The following is an 18804-nucleotide window of genomic DNA, read 5'->3' as shown; positions in this document are numbered from 1 at the left end:
ATCCGAACCCGATCAAGAACAACGTTTGAACCTGGTCAGGAGTGGGTAGCAGTCCTCAACGGACCGGTGGCAGCGCCACCGTTCCGGTGATCCCCACCACGGTGTCGCCGCCGACCCAGACCTGCCCGCCGGTCAGCGCCAGGTGGATCCGGCCCTGCCTGCCGAGCACCGTGCCCTGGGCCGCGACGTACTGCTGTTGCGCGATTTCCGCCGGGATCAGCCACTGCGCGATCGAGGCGTTGAGGCTGCCCGTCACCGGGTCCTCCCCGAACACACCGCCCTCGTTCACGAACGCCCGCACCTCGAACGCCGCGTCCCCGCCGTCACGATGAGGCCCGACGACGCCGATGTCGGTGAATTCACCGAACCGGGTGTAGTCCGGCCGCACCGCCAGCACGGCCTCGGCGGAGTGCAGCAGCACCGCCACCCACCCCGGCCCGTTGTCGGTCCACCGCGCCTGCACGATCTCGTCCGGCCTGATCGCGAGCGCGGCCGCCAGCCCGTCCACGTCCTCGACCGGCTCGCCCCGCACCAGCGGCGGCGCGGCGAACGCCAGCCGCGCGCCGTCGCGGCGCACCTCGACGAGCCCGGCCCCGCACTCCTGCACCAGCCGTCCCGGCTCGCGCGGGGTGTTCCCGGCGTCGAGCCACGCCCGGGCCGAGCCGAGCGTCGGATGGCCCGCGAACGGGAGTTCGCGGCTGGTCGTGAAGATCCGCACGCGGTAGTCGGCGGCGGGGTCTCGCGGTGGCAGCAGGAACGTGGTCTCGGCGAGGTTCGTCCAGTTCGCGAACGCCGTCATTTCCTCCGTGGACAGGCCCTCCGCGTCGTGCACGACCGCGAGCGCGTTGCCCTTCATGAACTCGTCGGTGAACACGTCGACCTGGCTGAACCTCCGCATCAGTCAATGGTGCCGGTCCACGCCAGGACCGCGCGAGAGATGGCGACCCGACACGTGGTGGAGACCAGTTACCGGCTCTTAACCTCTGAACCGCCTGTCCTGCCTGCAACGACGGAGGCGAAAACATGCGATTGAGGAACGCGCTCGCGGTCCTGGCGGCGGCCACCGGCCTGACCGCGGCAACCCTGTCGATCTCGCTCGCGGCGGTCCCGCCACCCCAGGCCGGAACGCTCACCAAGTACGACATCACCGGCACCTACGTCAGCGGGATCTCGTCCGGTGGATATATGGCGAACCAGTTGCACGTGGCGTACTCGGGACTCTTCCAGGGAGCCGGGATCTTCTCCGCCGGTGCCTACGACTGCGCGCAGAACAACGTGAACACCGCGCTGCTCGCGTGCATGGACACGTTCCAGGCCCGCAAGACCCCGGCCCAGCTCGAACAGCTGACCCGTGACCGGGCGACGGCGGGCACGGTCGACCCGCCGCAGAACCTGTCCGGAGACCCGGTGTGGCTCTTCCACGGCACCGCCGACGACACCGTGGACGCCGCGGTGAACAACGACCTCGCCACCTACTACCGCGACTTCGGGTCGAGGGTCGTCTACAACAACACGACCGCGGCCGGGCACGCGTGGATCAGCCCGATCGGACCGAACGCCTGCGGCTCCACCGCGTCGCCGTACATCAACAAGTGCGCGAACGACGTGGTCGAGGAGATGCTCGGACACCTGTACGGCGCGGTGAACCCCGCCACCTCGACGCTGAACGGCAAGCTCGTGCAGTTCGACCAGAACACCTACGCTCCGGGCGGCAGCGCGTCGGCGATCACCATGGGGCGTGAGGGTTTCGCGTACGTGCCCAAGGCGTGCGAGACCGGCCCGTGCAAGCTCATGGTCACGTTGCACGGCTGTCAGCAGACCTATGGGCAGATAGGCAACGCCTTGATGGACAAGGCTTACGTCAACGAGTACGCCGACACCAACGCCACCATCGTGCTCTACCCGCAGGCCACCACGTCCACCGCGAACCCGCGCGGTTGCTGGGACTGGTGGGGCTACCAGTCGTCGAGTTACGCGCTCAAGTCCGGCCCGCAGATGACCGCGGTCGTGAACATGGTCAAGGCGTTGAGCAACGGCGGCCCACCACCCACGACGACCACGACCACAACGACGACGACCACCACCACGAACCCGCCGTCGGGGTGCGTGACGGCCAGCAACTACGCACACACCGTGGCCGCACGGGCGTACGTGACGCTCGGCCAGACCTACGCGCTCGGCTCCAACCAGGCCCTCGGCCTGTGGAACATCTACACCACCACCAGTCTCCGGCAGACCGCGCCGAACCACTGGGTGAGGTGCTGAGGTCCGTCAGCCGCGTCGGGCCCGCCTGTTCACGCGCACCGAGCGCAGCAGCGTGCCCGGCGTCGCGAGGATCGACGGGTGCTCCAGCAGGAAGATGACGCTCTCGAACCGCCGGTTGATCTCGGAGTCCCGCACCGACGCCGCCACGACCTGCTTGCCGGCCCAGCTCTTCACCGCGTAACCGGACGGGCGCGGCCCCTGCACGTGCGGCAGGCTGAGGTCGGCGCCGGTGGCGACGTCCCACGGCGCGTCCACCACGATCTTCTGCAGTGCGAAGAACTCACGGGCGGGCACGTCCAGGGAAGGCTGGGAGCGCAGGAACTCCGAGAGCGCGGACGCCTGGAGCGCCGCGCTCGTCATGCCCTGCGCGTAGATCGGGTTCATCGACGCCACCGAGTCGCCGAGCGCCACGAGCCGGGCCGGCACGCGGCTCAGGTCGTGGAAGTTGCGGCGCCGGGCGTCCGCCAGGTGGTAGGTGGCGAGGCTGTCGATCCCGGCGGTGACGATGGCGCCGAAGTCCTCGGGCATCGAGGCCTTGCAGAGCCGCACCAGGTCTTCGGGTGTGCGACCGGGTTTGTCGGCGACGTAACCGGACAGCAGGACCATCCAGCGCTCGTCCTCGATCGAGCAGAACGCCCCGGCCGCGACGCCCTCGGTGACCGAGCCGGGGGAGTACGTCGCCAGGCCGACCTCGATGCCCGGCTGGTCGGGCGTGCGGCGGGCGATCGCGGTGGCGTAGTTGAGGTCGATCTCGACGCGGGTCAGCGCGGGCTTGTCCCAGCCCGCGTTCTCGAGCCAGTCACCGAGACGGCTCGCCCTGCCCGTCGCGTCGACCACGAAGTCGGCCTTCAGCACCGACTTCGCGCCATCGCTCTCGTACCGCACACCGCTGACCGCGTCGGGGGCGAACTCCAGACCGGTGACCCGTGCCGTGAGCGCGCGGACGTTCGGCAGCGCGAGCGTCCGCTTCCTGATCAACGCCTCCAGGAACGGCCTGCTGCCGCACAGCATCACCGCGTCGGCGCGGCCGGGCACCTTGAGCACGCCGTCGGAGAAAGTGTGGCGGTGCGACGCCGGCGCGAGCCGTCCGCCCGCCGCCACGCCCTCGTCGGCGAAGCCGGGGAAGAACCTCTCGAGCTGCGCGAGTCCCGCGGGCAGCAGCACGTGCGCCTGCGCGCCGTGCGGCACACCGGGACGGGGCCGCGTGCTCGTGCCGGGGTCGTCGCGTTCGACGACGATCACCTCGTCGGCGTGGTCGGCCAGCACGCGCGCCGCGAGCAGTCCCGCCACGCTCCCGCCGAGCACGACGGCCGTCTTCATCAGGACCGGGCCGGCGGTGGGGGTGCGCTTGTCGCTGAGACGTGCGAAAACAGCGGCGGGCGAGGCCATGAACGTCCTCTCGGGACGGTGCGGGGATCAGAACGATCTTGACACGGCCCCGGACCGCCGATGGGCGCCGACGAGCACGCTTGAACCCGCGATCACCGAAATGTGCCCGGACGCCTCTCCGCGGTGTCGAAACCCTGTGTTCCCACCACGCTCAGCAACGCGAGCGCCTCGGCGTCGCGCGACTCGGGCGGTGCGCTGTAGAGCACGAGGTGCTGGTCGCTCTCGGTCAGCGCGAGCGAGTCGCAGTCGACGGTGATCTCCCCGACCAGCGGGTGCCGGAACGTCTTGGTGAGCATGGTCCCGCCCTGCACGTCGTGCCGTTCCCACAGCCGGGCGAAGTCGGGGCTGCCGGCCCGCAGCTCCTCGACGAGGCCTGCCACCTCGGGGTCGGAGGGGTACCGCGCGAGGGTGGACCTCAGTTCCATCACGACGTGGTGGCGGAACTCCGTCGCGTCCGACACCCCGTACAGCGACGGCGACCCGAGGAACGCCCGGCGCGCCAGGTTGCGTTGCGGTGGCGGCAGTTCGCGGAAGTCCTCCATCAACGCCGCCGCGAGGTCGTTGCACGCCAGCACCTCGAAGATCGCGGACGTGACGAAGCCCGCGGTCTGCGGAAGTCGTTGCAGCAGAGCGAGAACGCTCGGCCGGACGGCGCGGCTGTGCCGCCGGGTGCGACTCGGCGCCGTGCCCGCGAGCACGTGCAGGTGATCGGACTCGGCGTCGGTGAGCTTGAGCGCGCCCGCGATGCCGGCCAGCACCTCCGCCGACGGCCGCGGCGCCCTGCCCTGTTCGAGGCGGACGTAGTACTCGGTGGAGATGTGCGCGAGGACGGCCACCTCCTCGCGGCGCAGCCCGGACGTGCGGCGGCGCGGGCCCGCTGCGAGTCCGACGTCCTGCGGGAGGAGCCGTTCGCGGCGGCTGCGCAGGAACGCTCCGAGCTGCTGCTTGTCCATACCCCGAGTATGCGCGGCCGGTGGGTGCCGAGCCTGGTACAGCCTGTGCCTGCCTCCGGTTCGCGATCCGGCCGACGCTGGTCGCCATGAACACTTCTGGACTTCTGAACGGCAAGGTCGTGCTGGTCACCGGCGCCAGCAGGGGCATCGGCGAGGCGGCCGCCCGGCTCTTCGCCGACGAGGGCGCGACCGTGGTGCTCGCCGCCCGCGGCACCGACGCGCTCGCTCAGGTCGTCACCGAGATCCGGGCCGCCGGGGGCACGGCGGACGCGATCACGATGGACCTCGGCGACCGGGCGAGCGTGCGGGCGGCCGTGGACCAGGTCGAGGCCCTGCACGGACGGCTCGACGGCGCCTTCAACAACGGCGCCGTCGTCCAGCAGCCCGGCCCGCTCGACACCACGGCCGACGACGAGATCGACGAGCAGTTCGCGGTGAACTTCCGCGGCCACTGGACCGCCATGACCGCCGAGGCCGCCCTCATGCGTCGCTCCGGTGGTGGCGCGATCGTGAACACGTCGAGCATCGGCAGCCGCCGCGCGAACCCGGTGCTCCCGGCGTACGGCGCGATGAAGCGAGCGTTGAACAGCCTCACCGAATCCGCCGCCGTCACGTGGGGCGGGCAGGGGATCAGGGTCAACGGCATCACCCCCGGCGGCACCGCGACGGCGATGATCGACCAGTGGGAGGCCGCGACCCCCGGCGTCGTCGCGATGATCACCTCGACGACACCGGCCGGGCGGATGGCGCAGCCGCGCGAGGTCGCCGAGGTGGCGGCCTGGCTGCTGAGCGACCGGGCGTCGATGGTGAACGGCGCGATCGTGCCGGTCGACGGCGGCGCGGGCGCCTGACCGCGGGCTGCCGAGGCAAGAAGGAGCTCCATCACCGGAGAGGAGCGACGTGGCCATCGGAGACGCGAGGCTGCTGAAGCTGGTCCACGATCTGACGTCGGCCGACAGCAGTCGCTGCGAGGACGCCGCCGGCACCGTCACCGACTGGCTGTCGTCGTTCTCACCGCGGGAGGCCAGGGTCGTCGGCGCGGTCCTGGCCTCGGCCGCCGCGGTGGCGGGTGCGGGATGCCGGGAAAGCCTCCTGCACGCTCTCTTCGAGTTGTCCGGCCGCGGGCACCTCGGGGCCGACGAGGTGGCGCCCGTCCAGGACATCCCGCAGGACTCGCTCGGCCCGAGCGAACAGGAGTACCTGGCCGGGATTAGCGAGGAGCACGCCTGACCGTCAGCGCAACGCGTTGGCGATCGGCGCCGCGATCGCCAGACCCGCCCGTGCCACCAGGCCGAACAACGGGTGGCGCTGCCGCGGCGGTCTCCAGTCCACTGTGGACCCGCTTCTCAGCTGCGCACCAGCATCGGCGCGACGTCGAGGTCGGCCTGCAGCAGGCCGTACGTCTTCATCAGGGTGGCCACCCGCTGGAGTCGCTTGGGGTCGAGCGAGGTCGGGAACTCGCCGAGGTGCACCAGCCGCGCGGTGTCGCGGTCCACGCCCGCGTAGTCCGGCAGCAGGGCCTGGACGGTGGCGCGGTCCGAGGCGTCGCGCTGTCCCTTGGCCATCGCGCGCTGGAACGCCGCGATCGTGTTCGGGTGCTGCCGGGCGAAGTCGCCGGTCGTGCCGTAGCCCGCGATGGGGATGGCGTCGGTGGGGCCCGACGCCGCGTCGAGGATCGCGAGCTGGCCGGAGTTGCGCTGCGCCTTCGAGATGAACGGCTCGCTCATGAACCCGGCGTCGACGGAGTTGCGTTCGATCGCCGCCTCCATGTCGGGCATCGGCATCGCGAGGAGCGTGACCTGCTTCGGGTCGATGTCGTGCGCCTCCAGCACCGCTTTCGTGGTCAGCTCGGAAATGTTGTTCAGCGTGTTGATCGCGATCCTCTTGCCGATCAGGTCCTGCATTGTCTTGATGGTGCCGTTCCCCTTGACGAGGATCAGGAACATGCCGGGCTTCGCCTGGTAGCCGTCGTTGATCAGCTTGATCCCGCCGACGCCCTTCGCGTCTCCTTTGGACTCCGTGGCGAGGAACGAGACCCAGTTGCCGAACGTGATGTCGAGGCCGCCCTGGATCAGACTGGGAATAGCGGCGGCGCCACCCTGGACGGTGACCGTCTCGACTTCCAGACCCTCGCTCTCGAAATACCCGTTCTTGATCGCGATGTGCAGTGGTGCGACGTCGACGACCGGCAGCACCCCGATCTTGACCCTCGCTTTCTCGACCGGCGGCGGTGCGGCGACGGTGGGCTGGTCGTCCCCGGTCAGGCCGCAGCCGGCGACCGCCGCGGCCACGCACGCGGTCGCCAGGAGCCGCGCGATTCGATGCCTGCGAATCATGTGCTTTCTCCAAGTGGCGTGGAAAGATGCCCGATCCGAGAAGCGCGCGGATCACACCGGACGACGCAATGAATTCCGTCGTTCGGTGGCGTGGTCGACTCGGGATTCGGCGATTGATCCGGAGTTGCGTGAGCATCTTTGCACGTCAGTCAAGGAGATCAGGTGCACAATGACAACGAGGTGCTATTTCCGGTCAGTGGAAAACCTCTTGTCCTGCCGCTCTTTCCGGTGGTAACCGCGGTTGTTTTGCGCAATGACGAAATGGAATTCGCGTCCAGGTCGACGGCGCTGGAATTCCCCGGTAGGTGGAAAACGGGTCAGGTGACGCTCAGCGGTCGCGGTTCGGCCGCCCCGAGCTCGGCGAAGATCTCCGACGCCGACGCCCGGTGCGGCCGAGCCGCCTCCACCCCGGACAGCACCTCCACCGCGTCCGCCAGCACGCACAACGCCCGCGCCTCACCCAGCCGGTGCCCGGTGCCCCGATGAGCCTCCACCGCCGCCGCAGCGTCCTCGACGGCCGCGACGTGATCCCCGAGCCGCAACCGGACCGTTGCCAAAGCCGTCCGCACCCGCCCGAGCCGCGACCGCAGCCCGGCGTCCACCACGACGAAGTAGGCGCGCTCGCAGTAGGACAGGGCGAGCTCGGCGTCGGAGGTGGCCGCGGCCAGGCCGAGCAGCGAGGCGACCTCGGCGCGGCGGTGCCCCACGTCGACGGCCAGCTGCAGCGCGTGTTCGTGGTGCGCGAGAGCGGCGGTGAGGTCGCCTTGCTGGGCGCAGGTGGCGCCGAGGGTGTTGTGGGCCTCGGCGAGGGTGCGGGGGTGGCCCGAGCGGCGGGCCAGTTCGAGGGCGGCGGCGGCGTACGTGGCCGCGCGGTCGAGTTCGCCGAGGTCCAGGCAGATGCGGGCGAGGCTGTCCTGCACCTCCACGCGGGCCTGGTGCGCCTCGACGTCGCGCAACGCGAGCAGCGCCGACTCGAAGAGCGCGTGGGCGCACGTCAGGGACCCCATCTCCCAGTGCGCGGAGCCCAGGTTGACCCGGATCGTGGCCTCGGCCGCGGCGTCGGAACGCGCGGCGACCAGGGCGTTCTCGTAGGCCTGCACGGCGCGATCCGGCAGGCCCTGGTCCTGGCGGACGATGCCGATGTTGTTCCAGGACGCGGCGACGGCGGGCAGCAACGCGTGGTCGTGGGCCAGGGACAGGGCTCGGTGGTACTCGATCAACGCCTGGTCGTGTTCGCTGAAACTCGCGCGCAGGGTGCCGAGGCTGTGGTGCATGTGGACGCGGGCCACCGGGTCGTCCAGGGCCACGGCGGCGCGCAGGCCCGCTTCGGCGGCCGTCGCCCAGTCGGTGCCGTTGGTCTGGAGCCAGAAGTAGCCGCGCAACGCGTCGGTCAGGCGCCACGCCATCGCGCGCGGTCCGTGGTCGGCGGCGTGCCGGACCGAGGCGACGAGGTTGGTGCGTTCGGCGCGCAGCCACGTCCAGGCCTCGTCGGCCGAGTCGAACGGCAGCACCTCGCCCGCCTGCGCCCGCAGCATCTCGGGGTAGAGCAGCACCGCCGCGCCCCGGACCCGTGCGAGGTACCAGTCGTACACCGGGGTCAGCGGGCACGGGTCGCCCAGCGCGATCGCGTAGCCGCGGATCAGGTCGTGGAAGTGGAACCGGCCCGGCGCGGCGCGCTGCACCAGGTGCGCGCCGGTCAGCACGCGCAGCACCGACGCCACCACGGCGGGTTCCTCGCCGGTCAGCACCGTGGCCGTCGCCGCGTCGAAGTCGGTGCCGGGCAGCCACGCGAGCGAGCGGAACACCCGCTGCGCCAACGGGTTCAGCGCCGCGTAGGACAGGTCGAACGCCGACGAGACGGCCGCGCGGGCGTCACCGGGCACCGCCAGCGCCGTGATGCCGCTCGCCCGCAGTTCGGTCACGTACTCGGCGATGGTGCCGGTGATGTTCGCCGCCGCGATGCGCAACGCCAGCGGCAGATTCGCGCACAGCCGCGCGAGTTCGCGGGACGCCTCGGGTTCGGCGCGCACGACGGCGGCGCCGAGCATGTCCGACAACAGTTGAGAACTCTCGCCCCGGTTGAACACCCCGAGCGCGAGCAGCCTCGCCCCGTGCGTGACGACCAGGCCGCGCAGTTCGTCCCGGCTCGTCACGAGCACGGCGCAACCGGTGCCCGCGGGCAGCAGCTTGCGGATCTGTTCGGCGTCGGCCGCGTTGTCGAGCACGACGAGCACCCGCCGGTCGGACAGCAACGAGCGGAACAGCACCGCCTGCTCGTCCACGTCGAGCGGGATGTGCTCGGCGGGCGTGCCCAGGCTGCGCAGGAACTGGGTGAGCGCCTGCCCGACGCTCAGCGCGGGCTCCGCGTCGTACCCGCGCAGGTCGACGAAGAGCTGACCGTCCGGGAACGACTCCCGCACGCGGTGCGCCACGTGCACCGCCAGCGCCGTCTTGCCGACACCGGGCTGGCCGCACAGCACGACCACCGGCGTCATCTCGCCCACCAGCAGGCCGGTGACCTGGTCGATCAGCTCGGCCCGGCCGACGAAGTCACCGAGGTCGCGCGGCAACTGGGAGAGGGCGGCCGGACGGGCCGGCGCGACCGGTTCGGCTCCGGCCAGCACCACGGCGTGCGCGTCGCGCAGTTCGGCGCCGGGATCGACGCCGAGTTCGTCGGCCAGCCGGCGCCGCACGTCCTGGTAGGCCTCGAGCGCCTCCGCCTGCCTGCCGGACCGTCCCAACGCGATGATCAGGAACGCCCACAGCCGTTCCCGCAGCGGATGTCTGCCGACCAGCGACCGCAGATCGGGCAGGACCTCCGCGTGGCAGCCGAGGTCGAGGTCGGCCTCGACGCGCAGTTCGATCGCCGCCAGGAGTTCCTCGTCCAGCGTCAACGATCCGAAGTGCTCGGATCGCACGTCGACCAGCGCGGGCCCGCGCCACAGCGCCTCGGCCTCGCGCAGCAGCCCGGCCCTGGCCGCGGGGCCGGCGGTGTCGCGCGCCTGCCGCACCAGGTGCCGGAACACCGCGAGGTCGACCGCCCCCGGTTCGGTGCTCAGCAGGTACCCGCCGGGCCGAGTCTGGATCACCGAACGGCCCGGGCCGTCGTCGAGCAGCCCGCGCAACCGCATCACGTAGACCTGGATCGTCCTGCGCGCGTTGCCCGGCGGCTCGTCCCCCCACAGCCGGTCGACCAGGACGTCCAGCGGCACGTGCTCGTTCGCGTGCAACAGCAGCACCGCGAGCAACGTGCGCAGCTTCGCCGCCTTGACGGGCACCGGGCGCCCGTCGGCGAACACCTCCAACGGCCCGAGCAGGCCGAACCTGAACCGTGAACCAGTCACTGACGCAACCCCCCAGGACAGCACCAGCTCGACATTCTGCACGGATTCGGGCTTGGCGTCAGCGTGATGACACCGGGATGAAGCAGGCGTCTGGCAGCGTGGCGAGCATGATCGCATCGAGGAGGACCGGTGAGTAGCGGCGTCAGCAGGCGCGCTCTGCTCCGGGGCGTCGCGCTGGCGGGCGGAGCGGTGACGCTCGGCGGCCTGAGCGCCCTCACGTTGCCCCCGCAAGCAGTTGCACAGACGGGCGTGCTGCCCAGACTCGGCCATCTCTCGCGCGGCTACCCCGCTGCCCTGGACACCGGCCGTTCGATGGTGGTCTTCGGCCTGGGCCCCGAGAAGCGGGCCTACCACCAGTGGCAGGACACGGGCGCGCCCGACTGGGAGGCCTGGCGGATCGTGCCGGGCAGTCCGGTGCTCAAGGCGCGGCCGATCCCGCTGCTCAACGCCAACGGCGCCCTGTCGTTGTTCGTGACCGACGCGAACGGCGAGATCTGGACCGGGTGGCAGGGCACCCCTGGCAATCCGGCGTGGAACTGGCGGAACCTGGGCAAGCCCGGTCCCGCCTTCGTCGAGGAACCGTTCCCCGTGCTCAACACCAACAACGCGATGTCGCTGTTCGCACGGGCGGACGACGGCTTCATCTACCACTCCTACCAGGACGGGCCGGGCGGCAACTGGACGGGCTGGCAGGCGTTCCCGTACGGCAGTGTGGGCAGGCCGTGGGCCGTGATCGGGCCGACCGGCGGCATGGTCGTGTTCGCCCGCGGTACGGACGGCGGCGTCGTGCATCGCTATCAGTCGGCCTGGGGCACGCCGTTCTCCGAGGGCTGGAGCGTGATCCCCGGCAGGAACCTCGTCAACGAGGACGTGTCGGCGGTCGTCGGTCCGACCGGGGCGATCACCGTGTTCGCGGGCTCGGAGGACGGTGTCGCGTACACCTGGCAGAAGGCCGCGGCCGACGTGTGGCGGGGCGAGTGGAACGTCTTCCCGGAGAGGAAGATCCTCGGCAGGCCCTCCGTTTCCGTAGGCGCCTTCGGTGGCATGGTGCTGTTCGCCAAACAGGCGGGGCCGACCGCGAACAACCGGCTCATCCACCGCTCCCAGCCCTCCTGGGGCCAGAACTGGCACGACTGGGTCGAACTCGACCAGAGCATGGTCACCACGGGTGAACCGAGCGGTGTGCTCGGCCGCGACGGCAGGTTGTCGGCTTTCTGGCGCAACGAGCAGGAGAAGATGGTGCACCGCATGCAGTACCGCCCCGGCGAAGGCTGGCTGGCCCGCAGGGAGTTCGAGAACGTCCGGCTGGAGGTGGGCTGACCGATGGCGACTGTGTTCCAGATGTCCTACGCGGACGAACTGATTCCCATGCCCGCCGGCACGCCGATGGGCGGCTACGGCTGGGGTGTCGACGGCGGGGAGACCTACCGGCAGTCCGGTGGCACGGTGGCCAACGAGCTCAAGGTCCGCTGCGCGATCATCGTCGACTCCGGTGGCCGGCGGATCGTGTTCGTGCAGGCCGACGTGATCAGCATTCCCCGGCACGTCTACACCGACGTCGTCGGGCGCCTCGTGGGTCAGGGCGTCATTCCCAACGCGAGCAGTTTCGTGTTGGCGCAGAGCCACACCCACAGCGGCCCCATGATCGGCGACAAGCCCGACCCGTACGTGATGCTGAACAGCAAGCGGGCCGTCGACGTCGCACGGACGTACACGGCCGGCTTCGTGGACCAGGTGGTGAGGGTCGCCGTCAAGGCCCACCAAACGCCGAGGACCGGCGTCACGCTCGGCTACGCGGAGGGGTTCGCCGAACTCGGCGTCAACCGCCGGGGCCTGTCGTGGAGGCCTCGCGAGGTGCCCGTGCTGGTGGCGCGACGGGCGGACAACTTCGACCTGTTCGCCGTCCTGGCCGGACACGCGTGCCATCCGGTGTGCGTGGACCGCAACGCCAACCCGGACTCCGAGTACTGCGGCTACGCCATGATCGAGACGGGGAAGCGGCTCGGCGTCCCCGTGATGTTCTTCCAGGGCGCGGCGGGCGACATCAACCCGGCGGCTCCCGATCCCGGCCGCCTGCCGATCGAGTCCGCCGCACTCCGCCTGACGAACGCGATCGTCGCGACCGTCCGCAACGCCGCGTACTTCCCGGTCAACGGCCCCATCAACACCGCGATCGAGACCGTGCCACTCCCGTACCGCGTAAACGTCGGCGACGCGGCGCAACGCGAGTGGCTCAGAGGGGAATACCAGAAACGTGTCGACGCGGCCGGCCCGGACGGCGGGAAGTGGGGGTCGGGGGACTCCGCGACCGTGCGGCACGCCGAGCGGATGGTGGAGGAGCTCAAGAATCCCGTCCTCGGCCACATGCCGATGACCATCCAGAAGATCGATCTCGGCGGCCTGACGATCCTGACCATGTCGCACGAGGTGCTCAGCGGCTGGCACGTCGGCACCAAGAACCAGTGGGCGGCGAAGAAGCCCTTCGAACCGTTGTGGGTCATGGCCTACACCAACCACATCGACTGCTACGTGCCGGCGTTCGACATCCTCAGGGACGGCGATGCAGGCGGCCAGGGGGAGGCGGGGTGGAGGAATGACAGACCCGACGACGACAAGGGGCTGTCCGGGAACTCCACCTACGCCGTCTCGTACTCGTTGGCCTCTCCGCTGAACGCCGGCGAGAATGCCCAAGACCCGAACGGGGTGGAAGGCAGGCTGCAGCCGCGCATCCGCGCTCTGCTGAACATCGAGTGATGGTCCGGGGAACCGCGCGGTGGCTGCCGCGCGGTTCCGTCCTGGCTAGCCGCGCGGGTGGGCCGGCACCGACGCCAGCGGGACGTGGTGCTGCCCGGCGTGCACGTCGCGGTCGTGCAGCCCGCCCTGCGGCACCGGGCGCGGGAACGAGATCTTGACGACGTTCAGCGCCGGGATGCGGAAGATCTGCACGTCCTGCGCTCGCACCTCGTGCAGGGACGCGACGAGGTCCTCGTCGACGATCTCCGCGGCGAGCGCGTAGCCCGCTTCGTCGCGCAGGAACAACTCCATCGTCACCCAGAACGGCCCGGCGTTCTTGGACCTGACCTCCAGGGCGAGGTCGCCCAACGTGCGCTGCTCAGTCATGGGTGACGGCCTTCCGGTGCTCGGTGCGGAACATTTCGGTGGGGGTGCGGGTGTCGACGACGTGGTGCAGCGCGAACTCGTAGACCGCGCCGCGTTCGGTCTCGGCGGGCGAGGTGGCGAACGCGAGGCTCGGCAGGTAGTCCATGTCCGGGGTCGGCAGGTGCAGCATCAAGGGGTTCGCGACCTTCGCGACGGCGGTCGCCAGTTCCTGGGTCGCCGCGCGGACCAGCAGCATCACGCCCACCTCGCGTGGCGGGCGGGTGGCCGGGTCGAGCGAACCGAGGATCGCGTCGTAGCCGTAACGGCGCAGGTCGAAGGCGTAATCGGCGGTGTCGAGGCCCAGGGTCTGGGCGACGCGGCCGGTGAAGACCTTGACGAACAGGTCGGTCCACTCCTCGATGTTCGCGAGGATGTGCTCGTCGCGGATGGCCGTGAACGACATCGTCTCGTAGCCGGTGATCCGGGCGCCCTCCAGCTTGATCGTGTGCCGGGCGGGGTGGAAGCGCGAGCCTTCGACGCGTACGCGCCGGGCGTCGAGGGCCGTGTACACCGCGTCGGTGACGTCGAGTTCACCTGCGGGCTCGCGCATGACGAACGGGTTCACCGTCTCGTAGAGCATGTGCGCCGCAACGGAAATCGGTGTGCACGCGGCCTCGGGGTCGAGCGGTTCGATGGTGAACCCCGTGCGGTCGATCGTGGCGAGAACGCCGCCCGCGCGCGGGTTCGTCGTGCACTGGCCGCCGCACTCGACGATTTTCGCGGCGTGCCAGGCGGGTCCGGCGGGGAGACCTCGCATGAGCGGCACGGCGGCGGCGAGTGCGGTGTCGGTCGCGCGGCCGGCGAGCACCACGTCGGCGCCCGCGCGCAGGGCCTCCACGATGGGTTCGTGGCCCATCATGCCGACGATGTGCGTGCACTCGTCCACAGTGGACTCGTCCAACGCGCTGCTGGGTGCGAGCGGGTGCACGGCACGGTCGCGCAGCCGGGTCTTGACGAAGTCCGCTGTCTGCTCGCTGAAGATCGTCGCGACGGACAGGTCGAGCTTCTCCTCGCGCAGCACGTCCTCGACGATCCCGGCCACCCAGGTGACGCCGGAGTCGGTGCCGCTGGTGCCGCAGGACCCGACGATCAACGGGATGCGCGCACGGGCGGCGGCGCGCAGCAGGATCCGCAGGTCGCGGGCGACGGCAGCGGCGGTCGTCTTGGCGGTGCCCGAGCCGAGGTAGTGCGGGCCCGAGTCGGTCGAGCCGCCGTCGACGGCGATGACGTCGGCACCGAGCTCCAGCCCTCTGTCCACTGAGGACTCGGTGAAGCCGGCGCCGAGCATGCCGGTGGGCGTCAGGACGCGCACGGCTCCGTCAGGAGCGCTCATGGTTTTCCCTTCCGGTGGAACGGTTCTACAGTGAGGCGGCGTTGCGGCGGCTCAGCACGGCGACCCGCAGGATCACGGCGGTGGCGAGCGCGGTGATGACGGCGATGTCGAGGAGCATGTAGCGCCAGCCGGTGATGTCGACCATGGCGCCGACGACACCCGGCCCGACGAACCCGCCCGCGGCCCAGCTCACCGTGTACAGCCCGGTGTAGACGCCGATCACGCGGGCGGACGGCGCGAGGTTCCACAGCACGACGGCGGCGTTGATCAGGAACCCGGACGCACCGGCGGCGGCGACGCAGAACGACACGACCGTGACGGTGGGCGTCGGCACGAGGGTGCCCAACGCAAGAGCTGTGCCGAAGACGGTCATACCGATCGTCATCGTCCGGATGCGCCCGATCCGTTCGGCGAGCAGCGCGGCGGGGTAGGCGGCGACGAGGAACGCGATGCCGCTCGGGAACGTGAGCGAGCCCGCCGCGCCCCGGGACAGCCCCAGGGTCTCCATGCCGTACGGGGTGAACAGCGACCGCGACGAGAACCACGCGGAGGCGAACAGCAGCACCGCCGTGACGACGAGCAACCGGCTGCGGTCGCGGTCGCGCAGGATGTCCAGGGCGAGTTCGCGAAGCCGCTGCGGGGGCTCGCTCGTGGTGTCCTCGGTGAGCGCGAGCCGGTAGGCCCTCGACGTGTTGTCCCGCACCCGCGACACGAGCACCGCCGTGCACACCAGCATGAGCAGCGCGGGCACGGTGAACGCGAGCTTCGGGTGGTCGTCCACCAGCAACGCGCTGATCAACGCCGACACCACGACCGTCAGCCCGGAGGCGATCTTCACCACCGCGTTGGCCCTGCCCCGGCGTTCGGGCTCGATGAAGTCCGGCAGCAACGCCTGGGCGATCGGCTTGAAGCTGTTGCCCACCAACGAGTACACGAAGATCAGCGCGATCAGTGCCGGCAACGCCGTGGCCAGCGGGATGAGCGTGAACAACACCGCCGCCAGCGGCATGCCCACCGCGAGGTAGGGGATCCGGCGGCCCCAGCGGGTGCGGGTGTTGTCCGAGCGGTGCGCGATCCAGGGCTGCACGAAGATGCCGAGCAGGTTGTCCATGCCCATGAGCAGGCCGACGACGTCTTCGCGGTCGACGATTCACTGGCCGTGCGAACCGTTCTTTCGTACTCGTACGATGCGCTGCCATCGAACATGTCGGACACCTTCCGCGCACTGGGACTGCATCCAGGAGGCCCCATCCGCGTCGAAGCGGCCTCTGCGCTCATGGGCCAAGCGCCGTCGCAGGCGGAAGGGCACCTGTTGGCGCTGGCCGCGGTGCACTTGCTGGAACAGACCGGTCAGGACGGGTTCGTGATGCATGACCTCGTCCATTCCTATGCGCTCGAGCTCGCGCGAGAGCGCAACACGCCGGAGGACAACAAGGCCGCCTTGGAGCGGCTGGTCGACTGGTACCTGTGCACCGGGGCCGCAGCCACGCGGCTGCTCTGGCCTTCCCGCCCGCGGCGACGCCTCAACCTGCCTGAGCGAGGCCTGACAACGCTGTCTTTCCGCGGCACCAAGGACGCGCTCAAGTGGTTCGAGGACGAGCTGCGTCTGCTCGTCCGGCTGGTCCGATGCGGTGCGCAGTGGAACATCACCTCGGTCGCCTACCTGCCGGTCGTCATCAACGAGATGCTGTTCCACCGGCGGGCGTGGTCGTGGTGGGTGCCCGCGCTGCACGACGCGCTCGCGATGGCCCGCCAGGGTGAACACCGTGACGCTGAGGCCTGGATGTTGGAAACATTGGGAGATGCCGGAATCGACGCCGGCACCGCCGAGACTTCGGTAGGGCTCTACCAGGAGGCGATGACCATCCGTGCCGGGCTCGGCGACCGCAGAGGTCTGGCGATCGGACACGTAGGCCTCGGACGAGCTTTCTGCCAAGTCGGCGACTACGACGCCTCGTTCGCCCACTGCGAGACCGCCCAGGCGATCAGCGCTGAGGTCGGTGACGTCTGGCAACACTCGGTGGCCACCGCACACCTCGCGATGGCCCGCGCCGCTCTCGGAGCAGTGGGGGAGGCTCGTGAACTCCTCCTGGAGACGCGAGAAGTGCTCGACGACGCCGAGGACTTCATGTCGTCGGGGTGTGCGTCCGGATTGCTGGCAGGTCTTGCCGAGTCGGAGGGCGAGCACGAGCTGGCGCTGCGGCATCTCCACGACGCGCTGGAGACCTTCGGCAGGGTCGGCGACGTCTGGAGTCAAGCGCACATCCACAGCCGCGTCGGTGATCTGCAGGCCGACCTCGGCAATCAGCAGGCGGCGCATCGAGCGTGGTCCTCGGCGGCCGATCTGCTCACCGGCAACACCGAGCCCACCGCCACGCAGCTGCGCGAGCAGATGATCAACAGCTTGAGCGAGGAGAGCTAATGCCCCAGGTGTTCGACACCATGCCCGAACTGACCGGAACGCTCGACACCGACGAGGACTCGCTTCGCTGGGCCGCGCGCGACTACGGCGACGTCGTCCACCACCTGCCCTCCGCCGTCCTGCGTCCTGCAAACGCCGCGGACATCCGTACGGCTGTCGGATTCGCGCAGCAGCACGGCCTTCGGATCGTTCCTCGCGGTCAGGGGCACTCCACGGGCGGTCAGGCGCAGGCCCTGGGCGGCGTTGTCGTCGACATGAACCAACTCAGCGCGATCCACGAAGTCGGTCCCGACCACGTGGTCGTCGACGCGGGCGCGCGGTGGAGCGACGTGCTGCGCGCGACCTTGCCTCGCGGCCTGACGCCACCGGTTCTCACCGACTACCTCGAGCTCACCGTCGGCGGAACCTTGTCGGTGGGCGGCCTGGGCGGGGCAAGCCACCAGCACGGCGCCCAGACCGACAACGTCATCGAGCTGGAGGTCGTCACCCCAGACGGCACGCTCACCTCGTGCAGCCCCTCGAACAACCAAGACGTGTTCGACGCCGTGCGCGCCGGCCGGGGTCGCAATGGCATCGTCACCCGCGCCCGGCTCCGCCTCGTGCCGGCGCCGCAGACCGTCAGGTGGCACAGGCTCAGCTACGACACCGTCGAGCAGCTGATCGAAGACCAGCAACGCCTGGTCGTCACCGACACGTTCGACTACGTCGAGGGGCAGCTCAAGGTCCGGGACGGCGAACACGTCGTCGAGCTGGAAGCGGTGTCCTTCGTCGAAACCGCCTCGGGCACAGGCAGATTCGACGGCCTCATATTCAGCGAGGTGGAGAGCGAGATCGCCGGCTACTGGGACTTCCTCAACCGCCTCGCGGCAGGCGAGCCGCTGCTCCGCGACGCGGGCCTCTGGGACTCACCGCACCCGTGGTGCAACCTCCTGGTGCCGGGTGAATCGGCGGCCCAGGTGCTGGGCCAGATAGAAAAGGAACTCGGCGCGGAGCTGTACAGCGACTTCGGCCTAGCCCTGGCGTACCCGGTGCGCACAGACCGCATCGCGACCCCGCTCCTGGCTCTGCCGAACCACGACATCGCGTTCCTCGTCGCCGCACTCCGCTACGCACCCGCCGACGAACCCGAGACCGTGAACGCGATGCAGCGAGCGAACGACTCGCTCGTCGCGAGCACTCTGCGAGCAGGCGGAACGCTCTACCTCGATCCGCTGTAGTCGGACGTCTGCTGTCTGCAGGTGACCGCGATACGCAAGACACCTAGGCTGTCCGGTGTGGACTCTTCAAAACTGAAGTCCTGCAGGAACTTCAGCGAGAAGGGTTCATCAGATGAAGAGCAATGTCGCGCGAACGATCAGCGCGGCGGGCATGCTGCTCGCCACCGCCGCGTTGGGCATGATCGACGATCACGGCACGCGGTCAGCCAAGATCATGCCGCCGCCGGGGTGCGGGTTCATCGCCCTGCCGCAAGCGGTCGGTGAGCTCACGGCCCGCTACTTCCACTGCGGCAACAGCTTCATCCTCATCAAGTTCCACTGGAGCACCGGCACCACCGGAACCGCGTGCGTGCCACCGCACGGCCAGATCCCCTTCTACAAAGACG

Annotated in this window: 16 protein-coding genes; 8 read left to right on the top strand and 8 right to left on the bottom strand. The window is 70.1% G+C overall.

Going from position 1 to position 18804, the window contains the following annotated elements; genetic code table 11:
• Positions 1–55: 55 nt before the first annotated feature.
• Complete coding sequence (locus QSK25_RS25620) at positions 56–898, bottom strand: PhzF family phenazine biosynthesis protein (protein WP_285641911.1); 843 nt, start codon at positions 896–898, stop codon at positions 56–58.
• 125 nt (positions 899–1023) lie between these two features.
• On the opposite strand from QSK25_RS25620, the gene QSK25_RS25615 reads away from it, so the two are divergent.
• Positions 1024–2265: an extracellular catalytic domain type 2 short-chain-length polyhydroxyalkanoate depolymerase gene (locus QSK25_RS25615; RefSeq protein WP_285641910.1), complete on the top strand. Its 1242-nt coding sequence runs from the start codon at positions 1024–1026 to the stop codon at positions 2263–2265.
• Between the two features lie 6 nt (positions 2266–2271).
• On the opposite strand, the gene QSK25_RS25610 is transcribed toward QSK25_RS25615, so the two are convergent.
• Both QSK25_RS25610 and QSK25_RS25605 read right to left on the bottom strand, forming a co-directional pair.
• Positions 2272–3654 carry an FAD-dependent oxidoreductase gene (locus QSK25_RS25610; protein ID WP_285641909.1) on the bottom strand — a complete coding sequence of 461 codons (1383 nt, stop codon included), beginning with the start codon at positions 3652–3654 and terminating at the stop codon, positions 2272–2274.
• A 92-nt stretch (positions 3655–3746) separates the two neighbouring features.
• Complete coding sequence (locus tag QSK25_RS25605; RefSeq protein WP_285641908.1) at positions 3747–4607, bottom strand: helix-turn-helix transcriptional regulator; 861 nt, start codon at positions 4605–4607, stop codon at positions 3747–3749.
• An 86-nt stretch (positions 4608–4693) separates the two neighbouring features.
• On the opposite strand from QSK25_RS25605, the gene QSK25_RS25600 reads away from it, so the two are divergent.
• Together QSK25_RS25600 and QSK25_RS25595 are read left to right on the top strand one after the other, a co-directional pair.
• Positions 4694–5458: an SDR family NAD(P)-dependent oxidoreductase gene (locus tag QSK25_RS25600; protein ID WP_285641907.1), complete on the top strand. Its 765-nt coding sequence runs from the start codon at positions 4694–4696 to the stop codon at positions 5456–5458.
• 49 nt (positions 5459–5507) lie between these two features.
• Positions 5508–5837, top strand: a complete 330-nt coding sequence (locus QSK25_RS25595; protein ID WP_285641906.1) for a hypothetical protein — start codon at positions 5508–5510, stop codon at positions 5835–5837.
• A gap of 116 nt (positions 5838–5953) precedes the next feature.
• Here the strand turns inward: QSK25_RS25595 and QSK25_RS25590 are convergent, their stop codons facing one another.
• Together QSK25_RS25590 and QSK25_RS25585 are read right to left on the bottom strand one after the other, a co-directional pair.
• Positions 5954–6943, bottom strand: coding sequence for an ABC transporter substrate-binding protein (locus tag QSK25_RS25590; protein ID WP_285641905.1), 990 nt, complete (start codon positions 6941–6943; stop codon positions 5954–5956).
• Between the two features lie 317 nt (positions 6944–7260).
• Positions 7261–10287, bottom strand: a complete 3027-nt coding sequence (locus QSK25_RS25585; protein WP_285641904.1) for an AfsR/SARP family transcriptional regulator — start codon at positions 10285–10287, stop codon at positions 7261–7263.
• A 129-nt stretch (positions 10288–10416) separates the two neighbouring features.
• On the opposite strand from QSK25_RS25585, the gene QSK25_RS25580 reads away from it, so the two are divergent.
• Positions 10417–11607, top strand: coding sequence for a DUF8189 domain-containing protein (locus QSK25_RS25580; RefSeq protein ID WP_285641903.1), 1191 nt, complete (start codon positions 10417–10419; stop codon positions 11605–11607).
• Between the two features lie 3 nt (positions 11608–11610).
• Positions 11611–13041: a hypothetical protein gene (locus QSK25_RS25575; protein WP_285641902.1), complete on the top strand. Its 1431-nt coding sequence runs from the start codon at positions 11611–11613 to the stop codon at positions 13039–13041.
• A gap of 45 nt (positions 13042–13086) precedes the next feature.
• On the opposite strand, the gene QSK25_RS25570 is transcribed toward QSK25_RS25575, so the two are convergent.
• The 3 genes from QSK25_RS25570 to QSK25_RS25560 are packed head-to-tail and all read right to left on the bottom strand — an operon-like array spanning position 13087 to position 15890.
• Positions 13087–13407 (bottom strand): DUF4387 domain-containing protein, encoded by a 321-nt coding sequence (locus QSK25_RS25570; RefSeq protein ID WP_285641901.1) that lies wholly within the window; start codon positions 13405–13407, stop codon positions 13087–13089.
• A complete protein-coding gene (locus tag QSK25_RS25565) occupies positions 13400–14779 on the bottom strand; it encodes an acyclic terpene utilization AtuA family protein (RefSeq protein WP_285641900.1) in 1380 nt (459 codons plus the stop codon). The genes QSK25_RS25570 and QSK25_RS25565 overlap by 8 nt, the downstream gene beginning before the upstream one ends.
• A gap of 25 nt (positions 14780–14804) precedes the next feature.
• Positions 14805–15890 carry an MFS transporter gene (locus tag QSK25_RS25560; protein ID WP_285641898.1) on the bottom strand — a complete coding sequence of 362 codons (1086 nt, stop codon included), beginning with the start codon at positions 15888–15890 and terminating at the stop codon, positions 14805–14807.
• On the opposite strand from QSK25_RS25560, the gene QSK25_RS25555 reads away from it, so the two are divergent.
• The 3 genes from QSK25_RS25555 to QSK25_RS25545 form a co-directional block, all read left to right on the top strand.
• Positions 15846–17201, top strand: coding sequence for a hypothetical protein (locus tag QSK25_RS25555; protein ID WP_285641897.1), 1356 nt, complete (start codon positions 15846–15848; stop codon positions 17199–17201). The genes QSK25_RS25560 and QSK25_RS25555 overlap by 45 nt on opposite strands.
• The gene (locus QSK25_RS25550) at positions 17201–18418 is read left to right on the top strand and encodes an FAD-binding protein (RefSeq protein ID WP_285641896.1); all 1218 of its coding nucleotides are present in this window, start codon (positions 17201–17203) and stop codon (positions 18416–18418) included. The genes QSK25_RS25555 and QSK25_RS25550 overlap by 1 nt, the downstream gene beginning before the upstream one ends.
• Before the next feature lie 112 nt (positions 18419–18530).
• Positions 18531–18804: DUF6355 family natural product biosynthesis protein (locus QSK25_RS25545; protein ID WP_285641895.1), on the top strand; the 274-nt coding region annotated here is incomplete at its 3' end.

Origin of the sequence: Lentzea sp. NBRC 102530, assembly GCF_030269365.1 — a bacterium.
Classification (GTDB): Bacteria; Actinomycetota; Actinomycetes; order Mycobacteriales; family Pseudonocardiaceae; genus Lentzea.
Note: the sequence above shows the minus strand (reverse complement) of the source record. Positions and strands in the feature narration are given on the sequence as shown.

Bases quoted from the DNA above. Each gene is read 5' to 3' on its own strand.
- QSK25_RS25620 (WP_285641911.1), bottom strand. From the start codon at position 898: ATGCGGAGGTTCAGCCAGGTCGACGTGTTCACCGACGAGTTCATGAAG.
- QSK25_RS25615 (WP_285641910.1), top strand. From the start codon at position 1,024: ATGCGATTGAGGAACGCGCTCGCGGTCCTGGCGGCGGCCACCGGCCTG.
- QSK25_RS25610 (WP_285641909.1), bottom strand. From the start codon at position 3,654: ATGGCCTCGCCCGCCGCTGTTTTCGCACGTCTCAGCGACAAGCGCACC.
- QSK25_RS25605 (WP_285641908.1), bottom strand. From the start codon at position 4,607: ATGGACAAGCAGCAGCTCGGAGCGTTCCTGCGCAGCCGCCGCGAACGG.
- QSK25_RS25600 (WP_285641907.1), top strand. From the start codon at position 4,694: ATGAACACTTCTGGACTTCTGAACGGCAAGGTCGTGCTGGTCACCGGC.
- QSK25_RS25590 (WP_285641905.1), bottom strand. From the start codon at position 6,943: ATGATTCGCAGGCATCGAATCGCGCGGCTCCTGGCGACCGCGTGCGTG.
- QSK25_RS25575 (WP_285641902.1), top strand. From the start codon at position 11,611: ATGGCGACTGTGTTCCAGATGTCCTACGCGGACGAACTGATTCCCATG.
- QSK25_RS25570 (WP_285641901.1), bottom strand. From the start codon at position 13,407: ATGACTGAGCAGCGCACGTTGGGCGACCTCGCCCTGGAGGTCAGGTCC.
- QSK25_RS25565 (WP_285641900.1), bottom strand. From the start codon at position 14,779: ATGAGCGCTCCTGACGGAGCCGTGCGCGTCCTGACGCCCACCGGCATG.
- QSK25_RS25560 (WP_285641898.1), bottom strand. From the start codon at position 15,890: ATGGACAACCTGCTCGGCATCTTCGTGCAGCCCTGGATCGCGCACCGC.
- QSK25_RS25550 (WP_285641896.1), top strand. From the start codon at position 17,201: ATGCCCCAGGTGTTCGACACCATGCCCGAACTGACCGGAACGCTCGAC.